General features: G+C 74.3%; 17 protein-coding genes, 1 tRNA gene and 1 pseudogene. 6 read left to right on the top strand and 13 right to left on the bottom strand.

Annotated features, from left to right (window positions below; genetic code table 11):
- Window positions 1-1,314: pseudogene (locus ACWEQL_RS31970) on the bottom strand (SUKH-4 family immunity protein); the annotation flags it as partial.
- A 174-nt stretch (window positions 1,315-1,488) separates the two neighbouring features.
- A complete protein-coding gene (locus tag ACWEQL_RS31965) occupies window positions 1,489-2,490 on the bottom strand; it encodes an SMI1/KNR4 family protein (RefSeq protein ID WP_452153852.1) in 1,002 nt (333 codons plus the stop codon).
- 712 nt (window positions 2,491-3,202) lie between these two features.
- On the opposite strand from ACWEQL_RS31965, the gene ACWEQL_RS31960 reads away from it, so the two are divergent.
- Both ACWEQL_RS31960 and ACWEQL_RS31955 read left to right on the top strand, forming a co-directional pair.
- A complete protein-coding gene (locus tag ACWEQL_RS31960; RefSeq protein ID WP_452153851.1) occupies window positions 3,203-3,664 on the top strand; it encodes a YwqJ-related putative deaminase in 462 nt (153 codons plus the stop codon).
- A 48-nt stretch (window positions 3,665-3,712) separates the two neighbouring features.
- The gene (locus ACWEQL_RS31955) at window positions 3,713-4,252 is read left to right on the top strand and encodes an SUKH-3 domain-containing protein (RefSeq protein ID WP_452153853.1); all 540 of its coding nucleotides are present in this window, start codon (window positions 3,713-3,715) and stop codon (window positions 4,250-4,252) included.
- A gap of 140 nt (window positions 4,253-4,392) precedes the next feature.
- Here the strand turns inward: ACWEQL_RS31955 and ACWEQL_RS31950 are convergent, their stop codons facing one another.
- Complete coding sequence (locus ACWEQL_RS31950; RefSeq protein WP_452153850.1) at window positions 4,393-5,661, bottom strand: sensor histidine kinase; 1,269 nt, start codon at window positions 5,659-5,661, stop codon at window positions 4,393-4,395.
- 258 nt (window positions 5,662-5,919) lie between these two features.
- Here ACWEQL_RS31950 and ppc point away from each other — a divergent pair, with 258 nt between their 5' ends.
- Window positions 5,920-8,715, top strand: coding sequence for a phosphoenolpyruvate carboxylase (gene ppc / locus ACWEQL_RS31945; protein ID WP_452153849.1), 2,796 nt, complete (start codon window positions 5,920-5,922; stop codon window positions 8,713-8,715).
- Between the two features lie 75 nt (window positions 8,716-8,790).
- On the opposite strand, the gene ACWEQL_RS31940 is transcribed toward ppc, so the two are convergent.
- From ACWEQL_RS31940 to ACWEQL_RS31905, 8 genes are all read right to left on the bottom strand, one after another.
- Window positions 8,791-10,005 carry a hypothetical protein gene (locus ACWEQL_RS31940; RefSeq protein ID WP_452153848.1) on the bottom strand — a complete coding sequence of 405 codons (1,215 nt, stop codon included), beginning with the start codon at window positions 10,003-10,005 and terminating at the stop codon, window positions 8,791-8,793.
- Window positions 9,995-10,519: a SigE family RNA polymerase sigma factor gene (locus ACWEQL_RS31935; protein ID WP_452153847.1), complete on the bottom strand. Its 525-nt coding sequence runs from the start codon at window positions 10,517-10,519 to the stop codon at window positions 9,995-9,997. Before ACWEQL_RS31935 ends, ACWEQL_RS31940 begins: the two co-directional genes overlap by 11 nt.
- Before the next feature lie 142 nt (window positions 10,520-10,661).
- Entirely contained in the window at window positions 10,662-11,006 is a 345-nt protein-coding gene (locus ACWEQL_RS31930; protein ID WP_452153846.1) for a hypothetical protein, read from the bottom strand.
- A gap of 149 nt (window positions 11,007-11,155) precedes the next feature.
- Window positions 11,156-11,737, bottom strand: coding sequence for an aminoacyl-tRNA hydrolase (gene pth / locus ACWEQL_RS31925; protein ID WP_452153845.1), 582 nt, complete (start codon window positions 11,735-11,737; stop codon window positions 11,156-11,158).
- A 109-nt stretch (window positions 11,738-11,846) separates the two neighbouring features.
- Window positions 11,847-12,437, bottom strand: a complete 591-nt coding sequence (locus tag ACWEQL_RS31920) for a 50S ribosomal protein L25/general stress protein Ctc (protein ID WP_452153844.1) — start codon at window positions 12,435-12,437, stop codon at window positions 11,847-11,849.
- Between the two features lie 281 nt (window positions 12,438-12,718).
- Entirely contained in the window at window positions 12,719-13,696 is a 978-nt protein-coding gene (locus ACWEQL_RS31915; protein WP_452153843.1) for a ribose-phosphate diphosphokinase, read from the bottom strand.
- Between the two features lie 202 nt (window positions 13,697-13,898).
- On the bottom strand, window positions 13,899-15,356 hold the full coding sequence (glmU, locus tag ACWEQL_RS31910) for a bifunctional UDP-N-acetylglucosamine diphosphorylase/glucosamine-1-phosphate N-acetyltransferase GlmU (protein ID WP_452153842.1): 1,458 nt from the start codon (window positions 15,354-15,356) through the stop codon (window positions 13,899-13,901).
- Between the two features lie 158 nt (window positions 15,357-15,514).
- A tRNA-Gln gene (locus ACWEQL_RS31905) sits at window positions 15,515-15,585 on the bottom strand.
- A gap of 279 nt (window positions 15,586-15,864) precedes the next feature.
- Here ACWEQL_RS31905 and ACWEQL_RS31900 point away from each other — a divergent pair.
- A complete protein-coding gene (locus tag ACWEQL_RS31900; protein WP_452153841.1) occupies window positions 15,865-16,842 on the top strand; it encodes an acyl-CoA desaturase in 978 nt (325 codons plus the stop codon).
- Window positions 16,843-16,991: 149 nt separating this feature from the next.
- A complete protein-coding gene (locus tag ACWEQL_RS31895) occupies window positions 16,992-17,594 on the top strand; it encodes a TetR/AcrR family transcriptional regulator (protein ID WP_350551889.1) in 603 nt (200 codons plus the stop codon).
- A gap of 89 nt (window positions 17,595-17,683) precedes the next feature.
- Here the strand turns inward: ACWEQL_RS31895 and ACWEQL_RS31890 are convergent, their stop codons facing one another.
- Window positions 17,684-18,475: a methyltransferase domain-containing protein gene (locus ACWEQL_RS31890; RefSeq protein ID WP_452153840.1), complete on the bottom strand. Its 792-nt coding sequence runs from the start codon at window positions 18,473-18,475 to the stop codon at window positions 17,684-17,686.
- Between the two features lie 111 nt (window positions 18,476-18,586).
- Here ACWEQL_RS31890 and ACWEQL_RS31885 point away from each other — a divergent pair, with 111 nt between their 5' ends.
- Window positions 18,587-19,084, top strand: coding sequence for a MarR family winged helix-turn-helix transcriptional regulator (locus ACWEQL_RS31885; RefSeq protein ID WP_452153839.1), 498 nt, complete (start codon window positions 18,587-18,589; stop codon window positions 19,082-19,084).
- A gap of 100 nt (window positions 19,085-19,184) precedes the next feature.
- Here the strand turns inward: ACWEQL_RS31885 and ACWEQL_RS31880 are convergent.
- A partial coding sequence (locus tag ACWEQL_RS31880; RefSeq protein ID WP_452153838.1) for a LuxR C-terminal-related transcriptional regulator occupies window positions 19,185-19,826 on the bottom strand: 642 nt, incomplete at its 5' end.

Below are 19,826 nucleotides of genomic sequence, written 5' to 3'. Positions count from 1 at the left end.
GGCGCCGCCACGCAGCCCGGCGGGCGCCGGGGGCGGCGGAGCGCTCGCGGGATTGCGGCCCATGCCGCCCGGGGCGGCGGGGGCACCGGCCGGACCCGCGGCCGGACCGGGGGCACCCGGCAGGCCGGCGAGACCGGGCAGACCGTCCGGCGACGCCAGCATCGTCGGCGCGTGGTCAACGGCACCACCGGCGGGGCCCACCGGCGGAACGGGCGCACCGGGGGCACCCGGCAGACCCGCGAGACCGGGCAGACCGTCCGGCGGTGCCAGCATCGTGGGCGCGTGCTCGACGGCGGGAGCGGTGGGACCGCCGGGAGCGGCGGGCGCACCCGGCGCGCCCGGCAGACCGTCCGGAGGCGCCAGCAGGGTCGGGGCCGGCGCGCCGGCGGCCGGTGGAGCGGCCGGGGCGGCGCCCACCGGCGGCATGCCGTACCCGCCCTCGGGCAGCAGCACGGTGGCCGCCTCCGAACCGGGCCGCGGTCCGGCGGGCAGGTCGGCGCCGACGCTGCGCAGGCCCTCGGGCAGCAGCACCGTCGCCGCCTCGGCACCGGCCGGCGTGCCACCGACGGGCATCCCACCGGCAGGCGTGCCACCGATCGGCATCCCACCGGCAGGCGTACCACCGATCGGCATCCCACCGGCAGGCGTACCGCCGACGGGCGGCAGCGGAGCGGGCGCGCCCGGCGGCGACCAGGGCTCGTCGTCGTGGCCGGGCGGCGGCGCCAGCATGGTCGGCGCGTCCCCGGCCGGCCGCTCGGAGACCGGCGGCGTGGTCAGCACAGCGGGAGCCGGCACGGGAACCGGCGTGGGGGCGGGCGCGGGCACGGAGTCCGGCGCGGCAGGAGCGGCGGGCGCGGCGGGAGCGGCCGCCGGAGCCGCCGTCCCCAGACGCTCCGCCTCGGCCGCGATCGCCGCGGCCCCGGCCTCCTGCAGCCACTGCGGCGGGCTGAGCAGGAAGGAGGTCGCCTCGACGGGCCCGGGCGTGGGCCGCGCCGCGCCGGCCGGGTTGGCGGCCACCGGTCGCCCGTAGACCTCCTCGTACTGCCGGACCACCTCGTTGACCGGCAGCGCCGGCCAGAGCGTGCTGGCCCCGGAGTCGCGCGCGATCACCAGCCGCACCCCGCCGGAGGCACCGGTGGCGTTCGAGGCGCCGGAGGCACCGCCCGCCGAGGCGTCGGCGCCCTGGCCGGCCTCGACCGCCCAGCAGACGAAGCCCAGGTCGAACTCGCGCACCCGCACCTCGCGGTGCAGCGAACGCGGCACCCCGCCGTTGATCCAGTCGTCGGCGAGCTCCTGCGCCTGCGCGTACGTCACCACGCCCGGTTCACCCCTGTCCCCATCATCCGCGTGCCGCCCGTCCTACCGGGCCCGCCCACCGTCACCAACCGCGTCACCATCTGGGTCACCATCTGCGTCACCGACCGCGCGGCCGGCCACCCGGCCGACGTCACCGCCGCGTGAGAAACCACGTCACCACCGGAGCGCATCTCAGCCCACCGGAACGGCACGGGCGAACCCGCCGTCCACCATCAGCTCCGCGACCGTCTCCAGCTCCGCCGGACTGCCGGCCAGCCGGAGCAGGAACGCGTCGAAGTCGTCGCCGCACGGCAGCAGCAGCCGCGCGAGGCGGTCCTCGGGGGCCTCGGCGGTGCCGGTGTCGCGGGCGTCGTCGTAGACGCAGAACCAGACCGAGCCGGTCCGGTCACCGCGCACCTTGAGCGTCACGATGCCGCCCTGGGCGTAGGCGATGCCCAGGTAGTCCTTGGTGAGGTGGTCGCGCAGGCACTTGTTGGCGTACACGAGGTCCTCGGTGCCGTACTCCTCGCTGAGCGTCAGGAACGGCTGGTCGAGCAGCATGCCGAGGTCGGGTTCGAGGGCGACGCCGAGCGGGGTGCGCCCGCCGCCGACCTTGAGGAAGGTCCGGTACGCCTCGGGCAGCCGGTAGCCGAGGCGCTCCTCGGCGCGCTGGACGAGGTCCTCGGGCACGCCGACCGGGTCGCCGCCGTCGGTGGCCAGCGGGAAGTGCACGGGCCGGCGCTCCTGGAGCGGGCGGGTGCCGCGCCGGTGGTGGTCTGCGGCGGACGTGGCCAGACCGCCGTGGTGCCGCAGCAGGGCCTTGACCTCGACCGGGACCAGCTCCATCCGGCGCCAGCCGGGCGCGGCCCGTCCGGCGACGTGGTGCCAGGTCCAGCCGGGCGGGGTGGCGACCGCGGTGCCGAGGTCGGCCCAGAGCGGGTGGCCCTGGGTGAACAGCGCGGCGTTGGCGGAGACGTAGTCGGTCAGGCGCAGCTCGTCCACGCCGAAGCCCTCCGGCGGGTCGGCGACCTCGGCCGCGGCGGCGGCGTACGGGGCGAAGTCCGGGTAGCCGTGCTCGTCCACCCTGACCCCGGCCGGATGCCTCTCCGCGCGCACCGGGTCCGGGAACTGCACCACCTGACCTGCGTACGCCGCGTTGGGCGCGGCGGCGATGCCGGGCCGACCTGTCGTCATCTGGGAGCCCCCACTGGCTGCTGCAACATTCTCCATCGCGATTGCTGGACACCAGCGTAGGGGGTGGGGGCCGCGCCGGGTCCCCCCGCCTGGGGAGACCTGGTGTGGGACCCGGTGCCGGACCTCCCGCGGGCCCTCGTACGAGCCGGTGAACGGCGCCCTCCGGACCCGGCCGGCCGCCCTCCTCGGCTCCCCGGGACGAGGGCCTCGGCGACGGCCTCGGCGGGGACATCGACAAGGGCATCGGCGACGCGCTGCCGCTGCCCCTCGGTGATCCGCGGGCAGAGCGGGGGGCAGTGGGCCGGCGCGCCGTTGACCGGCCGCACCGTCAGGTACGCCCCGAGGGGGGCGTGCCCGCCCGGCGCCTCGTCGGCGGATTCCGCCGTCACAGGACCGCGCCCGGCGGCCTCAATGACCATGGCACGCACAGGAGTTGCCAGGACCGCCGCAGCTCCCCCGCGGCCGGTCCGCCCGCGGCCTCGGCAGGAACGGTACCGGGCAGCGCCACCCGAAGGGGGTGGATTCGGGAAATCCAGGGACGAGTCGTGACGATGAGGTGCGGATCCGGCCACGATGGTGTGCCGACCGGACGGGCGGCCCGCCCACGGGGGCGCACCGCCGCACCGCCGCACCCCGGTTTCGCGGATGTCGGTGCCATTTGACAGGCTTGCCCCGGAGTGAGGTGCCATCACGGCCGGGAGGAGGAGGACGGATGACCGACGGGGAGACGCAGGCCCCGCCGCTGCTGCGGCATCACCGGGACAGTCTGCTGCCCGCCGTCGCCGCGGCCCTGTCGCTGCGCGGCGGCGAGGTGCACACCCTGGCCGGGGCCAAGTCGGTCCGCCGCCCGGAGCTGCACCCCCTGGTCGGCGGCTTCCTGGAGGCCCTGCCGGTCGAGCACCGCGAGCGCTTCACCGGGCGCTGCCCGGAGGCCGTCCTGCTCTCCCAGTACCTCACCGGCGTGGACGGGAAGCGCTCCAAGCGCGCCTCCCGCAAGCCGATGACCGTGCAGGAGGCCCGCAAGGCGCTCAAGGGTGCCCGGCTGACCACCGTGCACATCCGCGAGGAGGACGACCCGGCGCACGGCAGCCACGCCCCGCCCTGCCTCTCCTGCGCCGCCCTGCTGGAGCACCTCGCCGTACAGAGCGTCGCGGTCGGCCCGCCCGCGGGCTGAGCCCCGCCGCTCGCACGGCCCCCCTGTCCCCGATCCCTGGAGCACGCCCTGAACCCGCCCGGCCCGCCCCCGACCACCCTCGGCCCCACCTCGGGGCGCACCCGTCCGCGCTTCCCCGCCGACGTCGCCGCCGAGCTCAAGCAGGCCGGCTGGCACCCCGGCCGGTGGGAGATCCGCCAGGCCGAGGAGTGGGCCGACGTCCTGGTCGGGTACGGCGCCCCGGCCGGCGCGGGGCACGCGGTGTTCCCGGCGGCGGTGGAGGCCTGGGCCGAGTTCGGCGGGCTGGCCTTCGACCTGGCCGGCCCCGGCCGCGAACTGGCCCGTACGCCGTTCCTGATCGACCCGCTGCGCGGGCTGCACCAGCCGCGCACCCTGGCGGACCTCGGCCGGGCCCTGGACACCCGGCTGGCGCCGCTGGGCGAGGAGCGGTTCGGGCAGGCGCTGCTGGCCGTCGACGAGGAGGGCCGGGTCTACAGCCTGGACCACGCCGGCGAGTGGTTCCTCGGCCACGGCATCGACCAGGCCGTCAGCGCGCTCGTCCTCGGCACCGCGCCCGCCCTGCTGCGCACCGCCGACGACCCGCGCTGAGCGCAGCGACCCCCTCACCGGGCACCGCACCCGCCCCGGGTCCACGCACCGGGAACGGACCGGGCCGACGCGCCGGGCCCCGCGCAAAGAACGGACCAGGGCCGGAACCAGGACCAGGTCCAAGAGCATGACCGGCCGTCTCAGGCCAGCCGGTCGGCGCGCACCGCGAGCCGCGACGGCAGCACCGCCTCCACCCGGAAGCCCCCGTCGGCCTCCGGTCCCGCCGAGAAGCTGCCGCCCAGCGCGACCACCCGCTCGCGCATCCCGACCAGCCCGTTGCCGCCGCTGGGCAGCGCGGCCGCGGACCGCTCGCCGCCGGGGCAGTCGTTGACCACGGAGACCCGGACCCCGTTGGGCGCGTACGCCAGCAGCACCGACACCTGCGCGCCGCCGGCGTGCTTGTGGGCGTTGGTCAGCCCCTCCTGGACCACCCGGAAGGCGGTCTGCTCGGCCTCCGCGGTGAACTCCTGACGGGTGCCGCTGACGGTCAGGGTGACCGCCATGCCGGCCGCGCGGGACTGGTCGACCAGCCGGGGCAGCCGGGCCAGCGAGTCCGGTTCGGGCTGGGCGCCCTCGTCCGACATCCTCAGCACGCCGAGGATCTCGCGCAGTTCGTTGAGCGCCTGCCGGCCGACCTCGCCCATCAGCTTGGCGCTCTGCGCCGCCTTCTCCGGGTCCTTGGCGACGATCCGCTCCAGCGCCCCGGCGTGCACCACCATCAGCGACACCCGGTGGGCGACCACGTCGTGCATCTCCCGGGCGATCCGGGTGCGCTCCTCCAGCCGGGCCCGGCGGGCGCGCTCGCGGGCCTGCTCGGCCAGCAGGTCCAGCTCGGTCTCCAGGCCGTGCGCGCGGTCCTTGAGCGATTCGATGAGCCGGCGGCGGGCGCCGAGGTACAGACCGGTCACCACCGGCGGGACGGTCAGGCCGACCGCGACCAGCACCGCCAGCAGCACCTGGCCCCAGATCGGGGTCTCCACGCCGGTCTCGCCCGGGGTGCGCATGGTCACCAGCATCACGCCGACCGCCTCGACGAACGCCAGCGCGGACAGCGCCACCACCCGCCGTCGGCGCGAGGGCCACTCCCAGGTCTCGGCGAGCGTGTAGAGGGAGACGACCAGGAGCACCACGCCCAGCATCCCGGGCATCGCCACCAGGGCCACCAGCACCGGCACCGCCGGCCAGCGGCGGCGCACCACCAGGGTGGCCCCGGCCAGCGCGCCGAAGGCCGCGACCGCGATCTTCGCCGCCAGGCCGAGGTCGACCCGGGGTGCGAGGAAGGCGAGACCGCTGAACGCGCACTCCAGCGCCGCGAGCGCCGCCAGCGCGATGTCCAGGAGAGCGCTCCGGCGCCGCTCCCACCACCAGAACGACCGGACCGGCACGCGCTCCCCAGGCGACTTGCTCATAACCCCACAGCCTACGGCGGGAAGGAGATCCATCCCCACCGGGGATGACCCCGACACATCCCTGATACCAACAGTGGTCCAGACCACATGGCGCGCCCGGGGAACCTGTCCGCCATCCGGCCACCTCGCGGACAGTGGCACCCCTGACACCTATGCTGGTCGCGTCGGACAGCGCGGTCCGCACGTGTCACACGCGGCACACGTACGCCACCGTGACGAAGAGCCGTTGCCGAACCCCACCACCACAGGGAGCCAGCCGTGACCGCTCCGGTCCCCAACCCGGCGGACAGCCCCGCCGCCGTCGCCGACAACGCCGCGCTGCGCGCGGACATCCGACGCCTCGGCGACCTGCTCGGCGAGACGCTGGTCCGCCAGGAGGGCCCCCAGCTGCTCGGCCTGGTCGAACAGGTCCGACTGCTCAGCCGCACCGACGGCGAGGCGACCGCCGAGCTGCTCTCCGACATCGAGCTGGAGACCGCGGCCAAGCTGGTCCGGGCGTTCTCCACCTACTTCCACCTCGCCAACGTCACCGAGCAGGTGCACCGCGGCCGCGAGCTCGCCATCCGCCGCGCCCGCGAGGGCTCGCTGCTCGCCCAGACCGCCGACCAGCTCAACGAGGCCGACCCCAAGCACGTCGAGGACACCCTCGCCCACCTGGCGGTCCGCCCGGTCTTCACCGCGCACCCCACCGAGGCGGCCCGGCGCAGCGTCCTCAACAAGCTCCGCCGGATCGGCGAACTGCTCGACCGCATCCACCGCGAGGAGCTCGCCGCAGGCCGCTCCCAGGCCGACCCGGCCCGCACCTCCTCCGCCAAGCGCCAGGCCGACCGCCGCCTCGCCGAGGTCATCGACCTGCTCTGGCAGACCGACGAGCTGCGCATCGCCCGTCCCGAGCCCACCGACGAGGCCCGCAACGCCGTCTACTACCTGGACGAGCTCTACCGGGACGCCGTCCCCGAGGTCCTGGAGGAGCTGCACGAGGAGCTCGCCCGGGTCGGCCTCAGCGTGCCCGACGGCGTCCGCCCGCTGACCTTCGGCACCTGGATCGGCGGCGACCGCGACGGCAACCCCAACGTGACCCCGCAGGTCACCTGGGACGTCCTCAACCTCCAGCACGAGTACGGCATCAAGGACGCCCTGGACGCCGTCGACGACCTGCGCAACTCGCTCTCCACCTCCGAGCGCCTGGCCGGCGCCTCGGTCGAGCTGCTCGCCTCGCTCAACACCGACCTGCACCTGCTGCCGGAGCTGAGCCCGCGCTACAAGCGGATGAACGCCGAGGAGCCGTACCGCCTCAAGGCCACCTGCGTACGCCTCAAGCTGGAGAACACCCGCGAGCGGCTCGCCCACGGCACCCCGCACGTCGAGGGCCGCGACTACCTGGGCACCCGCGAGCTGATCGCCGACCTGCGGCTGATCCAGGAGTCGCTGCGCGCCCACCGCGGCGGGCTGATCGCCGACGGCCGCCTCGCCCGCGCCATCCGCACCATCGAGGCGTTCGGCCTGCAGCTGGCCACCATGGACGTGCGCGAGCACGCCGAGGCCCACCACCACACGCTCGGCCAGCTCTTCGACCGGCTCGGCGAGGAGGCCTGGCGCTACGCCGACATGCCCCGCGAGTACCGGCAGAAGCTGCTCGCCAAGGAGCTGCGCTCGCGCCGCCCGCTCGCCCCCACCCCGGCCCCGCTGGATCCGGCCGGCGCCAAGACCCTCGGCGTCTTCAACACCATCCGCGAGGGCTTCGAGCGCTTCGGCGACGAGATCGTCGAGAGCTACATCATCTCGATGTGCCAGGGCGCGGACGACGTGTTCGCCGCCGCCGTGCTCGCCCGCGAGGCCGGCCTGATCGACCTGCACGCCGGCATCGCCAAGATCGGCATCGTGCCGCTGCTGGAGACCACCGACGAGCTCCAGGAGGCCGACCGCATCCTCGACGAGATGCTCTCGGACCCCTCCTACCGCCTGCTGGTCTCGCTGCGCGGCGACGTCCAGGAGGTCATGCTCGGCTACTCCGACTCATCCAAGTTCGGCGGCATCACCACCTCCCAGTGGGAGATCCACCGCGCCCAGCGCCGGCTGCGCGACGTCGCCCACCGGTACGGCATCCGGCTGCGCCTGTTCCACGGCCGCGGCGGCACCGTCGGCCGCGGCGGCGGCCCCTCGCACGAGGCCATCCTGGCCCAGCCCTGGGGCACCCTGGAGGGCGAGATCAAGGTCACCGAGCAGGGCGAGGTCATCTCCGACAAGTACCTGCTGCCCTCGCTGGCCCGGGAGAACCTGGAGCTCACCCTCTCCGCCACGCTCTCCGCCTCCGCGCTGCACACCGCCCCGCGCCAGGCCCCCGAGGAGCTGGCCCGCTGGGACGCCGCGATGGACCGGGTCTCCGAGGCCGCCCACACCGCCTACCGCGCCCTGGTCGAGCAGGAGGACCTGCCGAAGTACTTCTTCGCCGCCACCCCGGTCGACCAGCTCGCCTCGCTGCACCTGGGCTCCCGCCCGTCCCGCCGGCCCGACTCGGGCGCCGGTCTGGACGGACTGCGGGCCATCCCGTGGGTGTTCGGCTGGACCCAGTCCCGCCAGATCGTCCCCGGCTGGTACGGCGTCGGCGCCGGCCTCGCCGCCGCCCGCGCCGCGGGCCTGGGCGACGTGCTGGACGAGATGTACGGCCAGTGGCACTTCTTCCGCAACTTCCTGTCCAACGTCGCCATGACGCTGGCCAAGACCGACCTGCGGATCGCCCGCCACTACGTCGAGCAGCTGGTGCCCGCCGAGCTGCACCACATCTTCGACCAGATCGTGGCCGAGCACGACGTGACGCTGCGCGAGGTCCTGCGGCTCACCGGCGAGACCGAGCTGCTGGAGCACAACCCGGTGCTCAAGCAGACCTTCACCGTCCGGGACGCCTACCTCGACCCGATCTCCTACCTGCAGGTCGCCCTGCTGCGCCGCCAGCGCGAGGAGGTCGCCACCGGCCGGCACGAGGACCCGCTGCGGGCCCGCGCCCTGCTGCTGACCGTCAACGGCATCGCGGCCGGCCTGCGCAACACCGGCTGACCGGTCCCGCACGCCGAAGGGCCCCGCGGCGCGTCGCGCGCCGCGGGGCCCTCGCCGTCGGTGCGGGCCGGCCGGTCACTCGCCCTGGCGCACCTCGACGACCTGGCGGCCGTACCGGGCCAGGATGTCCGCCCGGGCTCCGTCGCCCTGCGGGCTGAAGACGATCAGCCCCGCGCCGTCGATGGCGACCTGCACCCAGGAGATCGTCACACCTCGCGGGCCCCAGTACCCGGTGTCCTGCTGGATCCGGTCCGCCAGTTCCCCCAGCGCCCGCCTGCTGCCGACCGCGTCCACGAACTCGATCCGCGGCGCGGTGCCCTGCAGGGCCTTGCGCACCGCCTCGTCGAAGTCGCTGCCCGGCACCCGTATCGCGTAGACCGTGTTGAGACCACTACTCGCGCAGACGCCGAAGTAGTGGTCCGGGTAGCGCTGCCCGATCTCCGCGACCGTCATGCCCGCGATACCCGCCGGGGTGTCGTAGAAGGCCACCGGCGGGGTGAACCACGGCGAGGCCGACAGCCCGGCGGACGGGTCCACCGGCGGCAGCGTGCGCAGGCCGGACGCCGGGCCCGACGACCCGACGGACGACGGGCCGGACGACGACGGGCCGGACGACGGCCAGGCCGGGGCGGAGTGGGCCGGGGTCGTCCCCGTGAACGCCGGCGACCCCGGCACCCCGGTGGCCGTCCCCGAGGACGGCGAACCCGACGGCAGGCCCGATGACGGGGCCGACGACGGGGCCGAGGGCAGGCCCGACGACGCCGGGGGCAGGCCCGAGGGCGACCCCGACGGCCAGCCGGTGCCCGGAGCCCCCGAGGTCACCCCCGAGGAGGGCAGACCCGGCGAGGCGGAGAAGGAGGCCGACGGCCCGCCCGGCGCCCCCCTCGTCGGCCCGGTCCATCCCGGTGTCCGTAGGGCGCTCGGCCCCCTGTCGCAGGCGGTCACAATGCCGGAGCCCGCCGGCCCGCCCGGGTACGGCGACGGCGATCCGTTGCCGGCCGCGCTCACCGTCGCACCGGAGGCACCCCCGCCGCCCCCGGTGCCCAACTGGGTCAGCAGACCGGCGCCCAGCGCCAGCACCGCCACCCCGGCACCCGCCCGCAGCACGTTCTGCCGCCGCTGGCGGCGCCGTCCGGCCTCCTTCAGCTCGGCCAGCGGCGGCGGCCCGCCCGCGAGCTCCCGTGCCCCGGCCTGCTCGCCGAGCCGGATCACCAACTCCTGCTCGAACCGTTCCCGGTCCTCGTGCTCCTGCGCGCCCGTACCCCCGGCGCCCGCGTCCTCAGCTGCCACTGCCGACCGTCTCCCTCCGTGGTGTGAGCTCCTGCCGGAGCGTCCTCATCGCCCTCGCCAGATGCGTCTTCGCCGTCGCCTGCGAGCAGCCGAGCTCCTCCGCCACCCGTGCCACCGGCAGGTCGACGTAGTAGCGGAGCACCACCACCGCCCGTTGACGCGGCGGCAGCCCCCTCAGGGCGGAGTGCAGTTGCTCGTCCCGGGCGTGATCCGGCGCCACCGGGGTGTCCGGCAGCAGCGGGGTGAGCACCTCCCGCCGCGTCCGGCGCCACCGGGAGACGTGGGTGCGGACCATCGTCCGGCGGACATAGGCCTCGGTCGCCGCCAGGTCCCTGATCGACCCGCGCCTGCCGTACACCCGGGCCAGGGCGTCGTGCAGCAGATCCCGGGCGTCGTGGAGGTCCCCCGTGATCAGGTACGCGCCGCGCAGCAGCGCCTGGTACCGCGCCGAGACGAACTCGTCGAAGGGGTCACCGTCCGTGGTGCCCCCCGACCGCATCGATTCGCGCTTCATGACCCCTGGACGCACCGGCCGGCGGAAACGGATGACACGGGCCGGACGCGTTTTCGAAGGGGGAGTTCGACGGGGGAACGCGGGGAGGGCCGGTGCCCGGGACTTCCCGGGCACCGGCCCTCCTCACCACGTCATCGTCGGGTCACTGCCCCGGGGCGTCCGCCCGGCGGCGCTTGAGCCACAGCGCGGCCCCGCCGGCCACGACCACCAGGCCGCCGCCGACCGCCAGCAGGCCGGCGTCCCCGCCGACCGGGCCGCCGAGCACCGGCGCCATCTGCGCCGAGACCGGCTCCGGGGACACCACACCCGGATCGGGCTCCGCCACGTTCTCGGCGTGCGCCGCACCGGCACCCGAGAGCAGCACCCCGGCCGCCCCCAGCGCCCCCGCCGTGCCCAGCGCGCCGGCCTTGCCGACCCGGCGGCCGAGCTGCTTCAGCCGGACCGCCCGGACCCGTCGCAGCTGCCGTACCGGCCGAAATCTCCGCATCGAGAACTCCCCAGACCCCGTTCGCGTACCCGCCCGACGCTATCCGATCCTCCACAGGGTTCTCACACCGAATCAGGTGTGGACGGCCAAGCGTTGTACGACTGTTGCGTACCGGGGCGGCCGTGACGCCGAGCGTGGCTGACGGCCCCTCAGGAGTTGTAGGTGCCCTGCGCCCGCTCCAGGCCCTCGGACAGCAGCGCCTCGACCGCGTCCGCCGAGCGGTCGACGAACCACTCCAGCTCCTTGCGCTCGGTGGAGGAGAAGTCCTTGAGCACGAAGTCCGCGACCTCCATCCGGCCCGGCGGACGCCCGATCCCGCAGCGCACCCGGTGGTACTCCGGGCCCAGCGACTTGGTGATCGACTTCAGCCCGTTGTGGCCGTTGTCGCCGCCGCCGAGCTTGAGCCGCAGCGTCGCGTAGTCGATGTCCAGCTCGTCGTGGACGGCGACCACCGCGGAGGCCGGCACCTTGTAGAAGTCCCGCAGCGCGGTGACCGGGCCGCCCGAGAGGTTCATGAACGACATCGGCTTGGCCAGCACCACCCGCCGGCCGCTCAGCCGGCCCTCGGCCACCTGCGCCCGGCTCTTGTGCGCCTTGAACTTCGCGCCCATCCGCTGCGCCAGCAGGTCGACCACCATGAACCCGATGTTGTGCCGGTTCCGGGCGTACTGCTCACCCGGGTTGCCGAGGCCCACCACCAGCCACGGGCCGTCGTACGCTTCGTCGCTCATCCCACCGCTCCTCGTGCTCACGTTCACCGTCATCATCCCGGACGCACCGCTGCCCCGGCCGCTCCAGCACGGAGCGACCGGGGCAGCGGCCCTACGACTCGCGAGAGGCTCAGGCCTCGGCGCCGGCCTCGGCCTCGGCGGCCTCCTCCTCGACCGGGGCGGCCTGGGCGGCGATGACCTGCAGCACGACGGCGTCGGCGTCGACGGCCAGGGTGACGCCCTTGGGCAGGGTGATGTCCTTGGCGTGGATGGAGGCGCCGGCCTCCAGGCCCTCGACGGAGACGGTGACGGCCTCGGGCAGGTGGGTGGCCTCGGCCTCGATCGGCAGGGCGGCCAGGACGTGCTCCAGCAGGTTGCCGCCGGCGGCCAGCTCACCCTCGGTGTGGACCGGAACCTCGACGGTGACCTTCTCGCCACGCTTGACCAGCAGCAGGTCGACGTGCTCGATGGTGCGCTTGATGGCCTCGCGCTGGACGGCCTTCGGCAGCACGTACTCGTCCTTGCCGTCGATCGGCACGACCAGCAGGGCGTTCGGGGTCTTGAGGGCCATCATCAGGTCGTGGCCGGGCAGGTTCAGGTGAACCGGGGCGTGGCCGTGGCCGTAGACGACACCGGGGACGAAGCCGGCCCGGCGGGCGCGGCGGGCAGCGCCCTTGCCGAACTCGTTGCGGGTCTCGGCGGCAAGGCGGATCTCGGACACGACTGCACTCCTCGTGAAGATGGCGCGGGGGTGCAGGCAACGCGAAAAACCGCCGGGACCACACCCTCAGTACGTTCGGGGGTCACTCGGCGGCGCACGACCTCTGCCAGGCGCGGAAACCCGGCACCGGCAGCGCGTCGATCACGGAGCGGGCACCCGCGAGACGGGCACACGGCATCCCTCGCCGAGCAGTTTCACGAGTCTAACCGCACCGGCGGCCTGCCGCGAAATCGACGAAGGCCCCGACCCGCAGGGGGTCGGGGCCTTCGCGGGACGACCGGTCAGTGCACGCCCTCGAAGAGGCTGGTGACCGAGCCCTCCTCGAAGACCTCGCGGATCGCGGCCGCGATCGACGGGGCGATCGACAGCGTGGTGATCTTGTCCATCTGGAGCTCGGCGGGGGTCGGCAGCGTGTTGGTGAACACGAACTCGCTGACCCGCGAGTTCTTCAGCCGGTCCGCGGCCGGGCCGGACAGCACGCCGTGGGTGGCCGCGACCAGCACGTCGGCGGCGCCGTTCTCGAACAGCGCGTCGGCGGCGGCGCAGATGGTGCCGGCGGTGTCGATCATGTCGTCGACCAGCACGCAGACCCGGCCCTTGACGTCACCGACGACCTCGGCCGACAGGATGGTGTTGGCCTGGGTCATGTCGCGGCGCTTGTGGATGATCGCCAGCGGGGCGTCCAGCCGGTCGCACCACTGGTCGGCCACCTTGACGCGGCCGGCGTCCGGCGAGACCACGGTCAGCTTCGAGCGGTCCACCCGCTCGCCGACGTAGTCCGCCAGCAGCGGCAGCGCGAACAGGTGGTCCACCGGGCCGTCGAAGAAGCCCTGGATCTGCGCGGTGTGCAGGTCCACGGCCATCAGGCGGTCGGCGCCGGCCTGGCGCAGCAGGTCCGCGACGAGCCGCGCGGAGATCGGCTCGCGGCCCAGGTGCTTCTTGTCCTGGCGGGCGTACCCGTAGAACGGCAGGATCGCGGTGATGCTCCGGGCGGAGGCCCGCTTCAGAGCATCGATCATGATCAGCTGTTCCATGATCCACTGGTTGATGGGAGCCGTGTGGCTCTGCATCACGAAGCAGTCCGCGCCGCGCGCCGACTCCAGGAAGCGGACGTAGATCTCGCCGTTCGCGAAGTCCAGGGCCTTGGTCGGGACCAGCTCGGTCCCCAGCGCCTCCGCCACCTCCCTCGCCAGTTCCGGGTGGGCACGGCCGGAGAAGAGCTTCAGCTTCTTCTCACCCGACGTCGTGATCCCGCTCACTGCACCGTCTCCTCGCGTTGCTGACGCTGAACCCGTCCGCACCGCGGGCAGGCGCGGGCCTGACGGCGCAGTGGGGTCGGGGGAATGTAGGTATGCCCGGGCACAGTGGGTAAGCCCAGTGGCGTACGTATGACCTCAAGGTTACGCGCCCGCGCAGAAACCGTCCGCCCCGGTACCGCCCCTTGGACTCCCGTCCGCCCCGTCAGGCCTCCGGAGTCCCCTCCGTCGCGGCCGCCGCGGCCTGCGCCGATGCGGTGCCGGGCCGCTTGCGCTCCACCCAGCCGGGAATGTTGCGCTGCTGCGCCCGGCTCACGCCCAGCGCGCCCGGCGGGACGTCCGCGGTGATCACCGAGCCGGCCGCGGTGTAAGCGCCGTCACCCACCGTCACCGGCGCGATGAACATGTTGTCGGAGCCGGTACGGCAGTGCGCCCCGATGACCGTGCGGTGCTTGTTCACGCCGTCGTAGTTCACCGTGACCGAGGCCGCGCCGACGTTGGTGCCCTCACCGATCGTGGCGTCGCCGATGTACGACAGGTGCGGCACCTTGGCGCCCTCGCCCAGCTCCGAGTTCTTGACCTCGACGTAGGTGCCGACCTTGGCCTTGCGGGCCAGCCTCGCCCCCGGGCGCAGGTAGGCGTACGGGCCGGCGGAGGCCAGCTCGCCCACCTCGGCGCGGTCGGCCGTGGTGTTGCTCACAGTCGCGCCGGCGCCGATCCGGGTGTCCTTCAGCGTCGAGTTCGGGCCCACCTCGCAGCCCTCGCCCAGGTGGGTGGCGCCCTGCAGCTGGGTGTTCGGCAGCACCACCGCGTCCGGCTCGTAGGTGACCTGGACGTCGAACCAGGTGGTCGCCGGGTCCACCACGGTGACGCCCTCGCGCATCGCCCGCTCCAGCAGGCGGTCGTTCAGCAGCCGGCGGGCCTGCGCCAGCTGCAGCCGGTCGTTGATGCCCAGGATGTCGCGGTAGTCGGCGGCGACCACGGCGCCCACCCGGTGGCCGGCCGTGCGCAGGATCTCCAGGGTGTCGGTGAGGTACTCCTCGCCCTGCACGTTGTCGGTGGTGACCCGGGACAGCGCCTCGGCGAGCAGCTTGGCGTCGAAGGCGAAGACCCCCGAGTTGATCTCGGCGATGGTCCGCTGGAGGTCGCTGGCGTCCTTCTCCTCCACGATGGCGGCGACCGCGCCGTCCGCCTCGTCGCGCAGGATGCGGCCGTAGCCGTACGGGTCCGGCACGACCGCGGTCAGCACGGTGACGCCGTTGCCCTGCTCGGCGTGCGCGCCGGCGAGGGCGGCCAGCGTGGCGCCGGTCAGCAGCGGCGCGTCCCCGGTGGTGATGATCACCGTGCCGTCCAGCTCGGTCCCGTCCGCGGTCAGCGCCTCCAGCGCGGTGCGGACGGCGTGGCCGGTGCCCTTCTGCTCCTCCTGCACCACCGCGCGGGCCGCCGGGTACCGCTCGGCGAGGTGCGCCTGGACCTTCTCCCGCATGTGGCCGATCACGACGACCAGCTCACGGGGCGCCAACTCCGTTGCGGCGGCCACCGCGTGGCCCACCAGTGAGCGCCCGCAGACCTCGTGCAGCACCTTGGGGAGGCTGTTCGACTTCATCCGGGTCCCGCCACCGGCGGCGAGCACGACAACGGCGGCAGGCGAATTGGCACTCACGGGGGAGGCTCCTCGGTCGGTTCACAGGGAGGGCAGAGCAGCCAGGGAGGATATCCGCACGTCGCAGGCCCCTGGCGCTTCGAAGGATAATGCGGGCCGGACCGGCGGAAGGCCGGGCCCCGGCCCGGAACGGAACACGACCGGGGGCCGTCGCAGTGCTCCCGGAGGAGGATTCGAACCCCCATAAGCTGGACCAAAACCAGCTGTCCTGCCCTTAGACGATCCGGGACCGGCGCTCTCGTTCCCCGTTCCCGGGGGGCGCGCTCGCCCAAGACTACGGGGTACCGGGGCGCCACAGCTACCTCCATCGCGCACCACTGCCCGCGCCCGGCCCCGGTGGTGATGCGGCGTGCGACCCGGTCCGCGCCGGGCGGATCCCGGTTCAGCCATCCAGGTGGGTGAATTCACCGAAGCTCCCCCGGCACCGTATTCCCTTCCCGACCCACCCAACCTACGATGCCGTAGGTTACGCCGACGTAGGTTCCCCCCACCCCCAAGGGATGCCCCCATGACCGTCCAGGCCGGCGAGGCGCGCACCGACACCGCGCTCCCCCTCGACACCGATCCCGCCCCGCACCTGCTCTCCGCCACCCGCGGCGGGGAGAAGCAGGGTCTCGCCGAGCGGATCACACTCGCCCTGTTCATCGCCGTCCCCTTCGCCGCCCTGGTGGCCGCCGTACCGGTGGCCTGGGGATGGGGCCTGGGCTGGACGGACCTGGCGATCGCCACCGTCATGTACTTCCTCACCTGCCACGGGATCACCATCGGCTACCACCGCTACTTCACCCACGGCGCCTTCAAGGCCAACCGTCCGCTGCGGCTGGCCCTCGCGGTGGCCGGCAGCCTGGCGATCGAGGGCCCGCTGGTGCGCTGGGTGGCGGACCACCGCAAGCACCACCGCTTCAGCGACAAGGACGGCGACCCGCACTCGCCGTGGCGCTACGGGGAGACCGTCCCGGCGCTGCTCAAGGGCCTGTGGTGGGCGCACATGGGCTGGCTCTTCGACGAGGAGCAGACCCCGCAGCACAAGTACGCGCCCGACCTGATCGGCGACCCGGCCATAAGGCGGATCTCCCGGCTGTTCTGGCTCTGGACCGCCCTCTCCATGCTGATCCCGCCGCTGGTGGGCGGGCTGGTCACGCTCTCCTGGCAGGGCGCCCTGTCGGCCTTCTTCTGGGGCTCGCTGGTCCGGGTCGCGCTGCTGCACCACGTCACCTGGTCGATCAACTCGATCTGCCACGCGGTCGGCGAGCGCCCGTTCCGCTCCCGGGACCGCTCCGGCAACGTCTGGTGGCTGGCGGTCCTCTCCTGCGGCGAGTCCTGGCACAACCTGCACCACGCCGACCCGACCTCGGCCCGGCACGGGGTGCTGCGCGGCCAGATCGACTCCTCCGCCCGGCTGATCCGCTGGTTCGAGCGGGCCGGCTGGGCCCGGGACGTCCGCTGGCCGGACGCGCAGCGGATCGCCGCCCGCCGCGCCGCATGAGCCCGCGCCTGCAGCATGATGTAGGGGTGAACGGGAGCAGCGCAGACAGCACAGGCGGCCGGGAGAGCACGAGCACGCGGGCCGCGCCCGAACCGCCGGCCGCCGCGCGTACCGCCCCGGCGGCCCGTCGCCGGGGCGGCCGGGTGCGGATGACCGGGAAGCAGCGCCGGGAGCAGCTGCTGGAGATCGGCCGCACGGTGTTCGCGGAGCGCGGGTACGACGGGACCTCGGTGGAGGAGATCGCCGAGCGCGCCGGGGTGTCCAAGCCGGTGGTGTACGAGCACTTCGGCGGCAAGGAGGGCCTCTACGCGGTGGTCGTCGACCGCGAGATGCAGCTGCTGCTGGACATGGTCACCGGCGCGCTGACCGGCGGCCACTCGCGGGAGCTGCTGGAGCAGGCCGCGTTCGCGCTGATGGACTACATCGACACCTCCACGGACGGCTTCCGGATCCTGGTCCGGGACTCCCCGGTGGCCCAGTCGACCGGCACCTTCGCCTCGCTGATCAGCGACATCGCCACGCAGGTGGAGGACATCCTGGGCCTGGAGTTCAAGGCCCGGGGCTTCGACGCGCGGCTGGCCCCGATGTACTCGCAGATGCTGGTGGGGATGGTCGCGCTGACCGGCCAGTGGTGGCTGGAGGTGCGCAAGCCGGAGAAGGCGGAGGTGGCCGCCCACCTGGTCAACCTGGCCTGGCACGGCCTGGAGGGGATGGAGCGGCACCCCAAGCTGGTGGGCGAGCGCAAGGCGTAGGGCCCCTGCGCACCCGGCCCGCCCCGGACCCGCCCCGCCCGTGCGGCGCCGCGCTCCCGGCCCCGCGTCCGACCGCCCGGACCCCGCGCTCAGCGCCTGACCGCCACCGCGAAGATCCGCCGGAACGGGAACACCGTGCCGTGCGGCCCGGCCGGATAGGCCTCCCGCAGCAGCGCGCCGTACTCGGCGAGGAAGGCGTCGCGCTCGGCGGGGTCGGTGAGCCGGGCGAGGACGGGCCGCAGGGCGGTGCCCCTGACCCACTCCAGGACGGGGTCCTCCCCGGTGAGCAGGGTGTGGTAGGTGGTCTCCCAGACGTCGACGTCGCAGCCCGCGTCGGCGAGCACCCGCAGGTACTCGGCGGGCTCGTGGACGCCGGAGCGGGTGACGTCCTCGCCGATGACCCCGCGCCGGCGGAGGTCGCGGCGCAGGCCGGCGAGCAGGGTGTGGCTGGGCGAGTCGAAGTTGCCGGGCACCTGGAAGGCGAGCACCCCGCCGACGGGCAGGGCGGCCACCCAGCGGGGCAGCAGCCCCAGATGCCCCTCCAGCCAGTGGAGGGTCGCGTTGGACACGATGAGGTCCGCAGCCGCGTCGGCCGGGTCGTACGTGCGGGCGTCGGCCAGCAGGTAGTCGGCGGTGGGTTCGCCCTCGGCGCGGGCGGTGGCGAGCATCTCGGCGGAGTTGTCGACGCCGGTGATCCGGGCGGCGGGCCACCGGGTCCGTAGGACGGCGGTGGAGTTGCCGGGGCCGCAGCCGATGTCGAGGATCGTGGCCGCGGGTTCGTTCGGGATCGCGGGGACGCGGTGGAGCAGATCGCGCAGCGGACGGGTCCGTTCGTCGGCGAAGCGGAGGTACTGCCGGGGGTCCCAGAGGGGCTCGGTCATGATCGCCTCACTAAGTATCTCGATATCAAGATATCTAGCCGCAGCTTCCACGTTACATTTCTCGATGTCAAGAGACTTCACATCGACACATCCCCCGATACACTGATCGTCATGGAGGACGAGGTCGACCGCCTGGTCGCAGCATGGCGCCGAGAGCGCCCCGACCTCGACGTGGAGCCGCTCGAAGTGCTCAGCCGGGTCAGCAGGCTCGCCCGGCACCTGGACCGCGCCCGCCGGATCGCCTTCGCCGAGCACGGTCTGGAGCCCTGGGAGTTCGACGTCCTGACCGCGTTGCGCCGGGCCGGCACCCCGTACCAGCTCTCCCCCGGCCAGTTGCTCACCCAGACCCTGGTGACCTCCGGGACGATGACCAACCGGATCGACCGGCTCACCACCAAGGGCCTGGTCAAGCGACTGCCCGACCCGGACGACCGCCGCGGCGTGCTGGTCCGGCTCACCGACGACGGACGCGACCGCGCCGACCAGGCACTGGCCGGGCTGCTCGCGCACGAGCGCGAACTGCTCGCCCAGCTCACCGCCGGCCAGCAGGGCGAACTCGCCGGCCTGCTGCGGCAGCTGGTCGCCCCCTTCGACAACATCCCCGGCTGAGCCCCCGTCGGGGAGGCCGCGGCGTACTCCCCGGACCGTCAACACCCCTCCGGGCGGGGCGCGCTCGGCACCGGCACCCACCCTGGGCCCGGCGGCCGCCTCAGCCGGGGCCGGGGACGCCCGAGGTGACGGACGGCGGGGCGGGTGGCACGGCCGGCTCGGACGGGCTGACGCCCGCCCGGCGCGCGACCGCGACGGCGGCCAGGGTGGAGTGCACCCCGAGCTTGCCGAGGACGTTCTGCATGTGGGTGCGCACGGTGTGCGGGGAGAGGTAGAGCCGCTCGGCGACGGCCTGCCGGCCGAGGCCCGCGACCATGCAGCGCAGGATCTGCTTCTCCCGCGGGGTGAGGGAGTCGACCAGCCGCTCGCTCTCGGTGCGGTCCCGGCGGGCGGTGGTGAGCTCCCGGATGACGCCGGTGAGCAGGGCCGGCGGCAGATGGGTCTCGTCCCGCAGCACGCCGCGGACGACGGCGAGCAGACGGGCGAGCGAGCTCTCCTTGGCCACCCAGCCTGTGGCCCCGGCGTGCAGGGCCCGGGCGGCGCGGTGCGGGTCGTCCGCGGTGGCCAGGACGATCGCGCGCAGGGCGGGGTGGCCCCGGCGGATCCGGGCGAGCGCGTGGATGCCGTCGGGCACCCGCTCGCCGGTGCGGTCCGCGCCCCGGTCGTGGTGCGGCGGCTCGGCGGCCGGACGGCCGGACGGCGGCGGAACGCTGGCCGCGGCGGGCGGCCGGGTCGGCGGGGC

The sequence above is a fragment of the Kitasatospora sp. NPDC004240 genome (assembly GCF_053603215.1).
Note: the sequence above shows the minus strand (reverse complement) of the source record. Positions and strands in the feature narration are given on the sequence as shown.

What these genes read in the sequence shown, in the direction of transcription:
- pth (WP_452153845.1), bottom strand. Translation starts at nt 11,737, where the DNA reads ATGAGCGACGAAGCGTACGACGGCCCGTGGCTGGTGGTGGGCCTCGGC.
- ACWEQL_RS31900 (WP_452153841.1), top strand. Translation starts at nt 15,865, where the DNA reads ATGACCGTCCAGGCCGGCGAGGCGCGCACCGACACCGCGCTCCCCCTC.
- ACWEQL_RS31960 (WP_452153851.1), top strand. Translation starts at nt 3,203, where the DNA reads ATGACCGACGGGGAGACGCAGGCCCCGCCGCTGCTGCGGCATCACCGG.
- ACWEQL_RS31895 (WP_350551889.1), top strand. Translation starts at nt 16,992, where the DNA reads ATGACCGGGAAGCAGCGCCGGGAGCAGCTGCTGGAGATCGGCCGCACG.
- ACWEQL_RS31890 (WP_452153840.1), bottom strand. Translation starts at nt 18,475, where the DNA reads ATGACCGAGCCCCTCTGGGACCCCCGGCAGTACCTCCGCTTCGCCGAC.
- ACWEQL_RS31885 (WP_452153839.1), top strand. Translation starts at nt 18,587, where the DNA reads ATGGAGGACGAGGTCGACCGCCTGGTCGCAGCATGGCGCCGAGAGCGC.
- ACWEQL_RS31930 (WP_452153846.1), bottom strand. Translation starts at nt 11,006, where the DNA reads ATGCGGAGATTTCGGCCGGTACGGCAGCTGCGACGGGTCCGGGCGGTC.
- ACWEQL_RS31935 (WP_452153847.1), bottom strand. Translation starts at nt 10,519, where the DNA reads ATGAAGCGCGAATCGATGCGGTCGGGGGGCACCACGGACGGTGACCCC.
- ACWEQL_RS31950 (WP_452153850.1), bottom strand. Translation starts at nt 5,661, where the DNA reads ATGAGCAAGTCGCCTGGGGAGCGCGTGCCGGTCCGGTCGTTCTGGTGG.
- ACWEQL_RS31965 (WP_452153852.1), bottom strand. Translation starts at nt 2,490, where the DNA reads ATGACGACAGGTCGGCCCGGCATCGCCGCCGCGCCCAACGCGGCGTAC.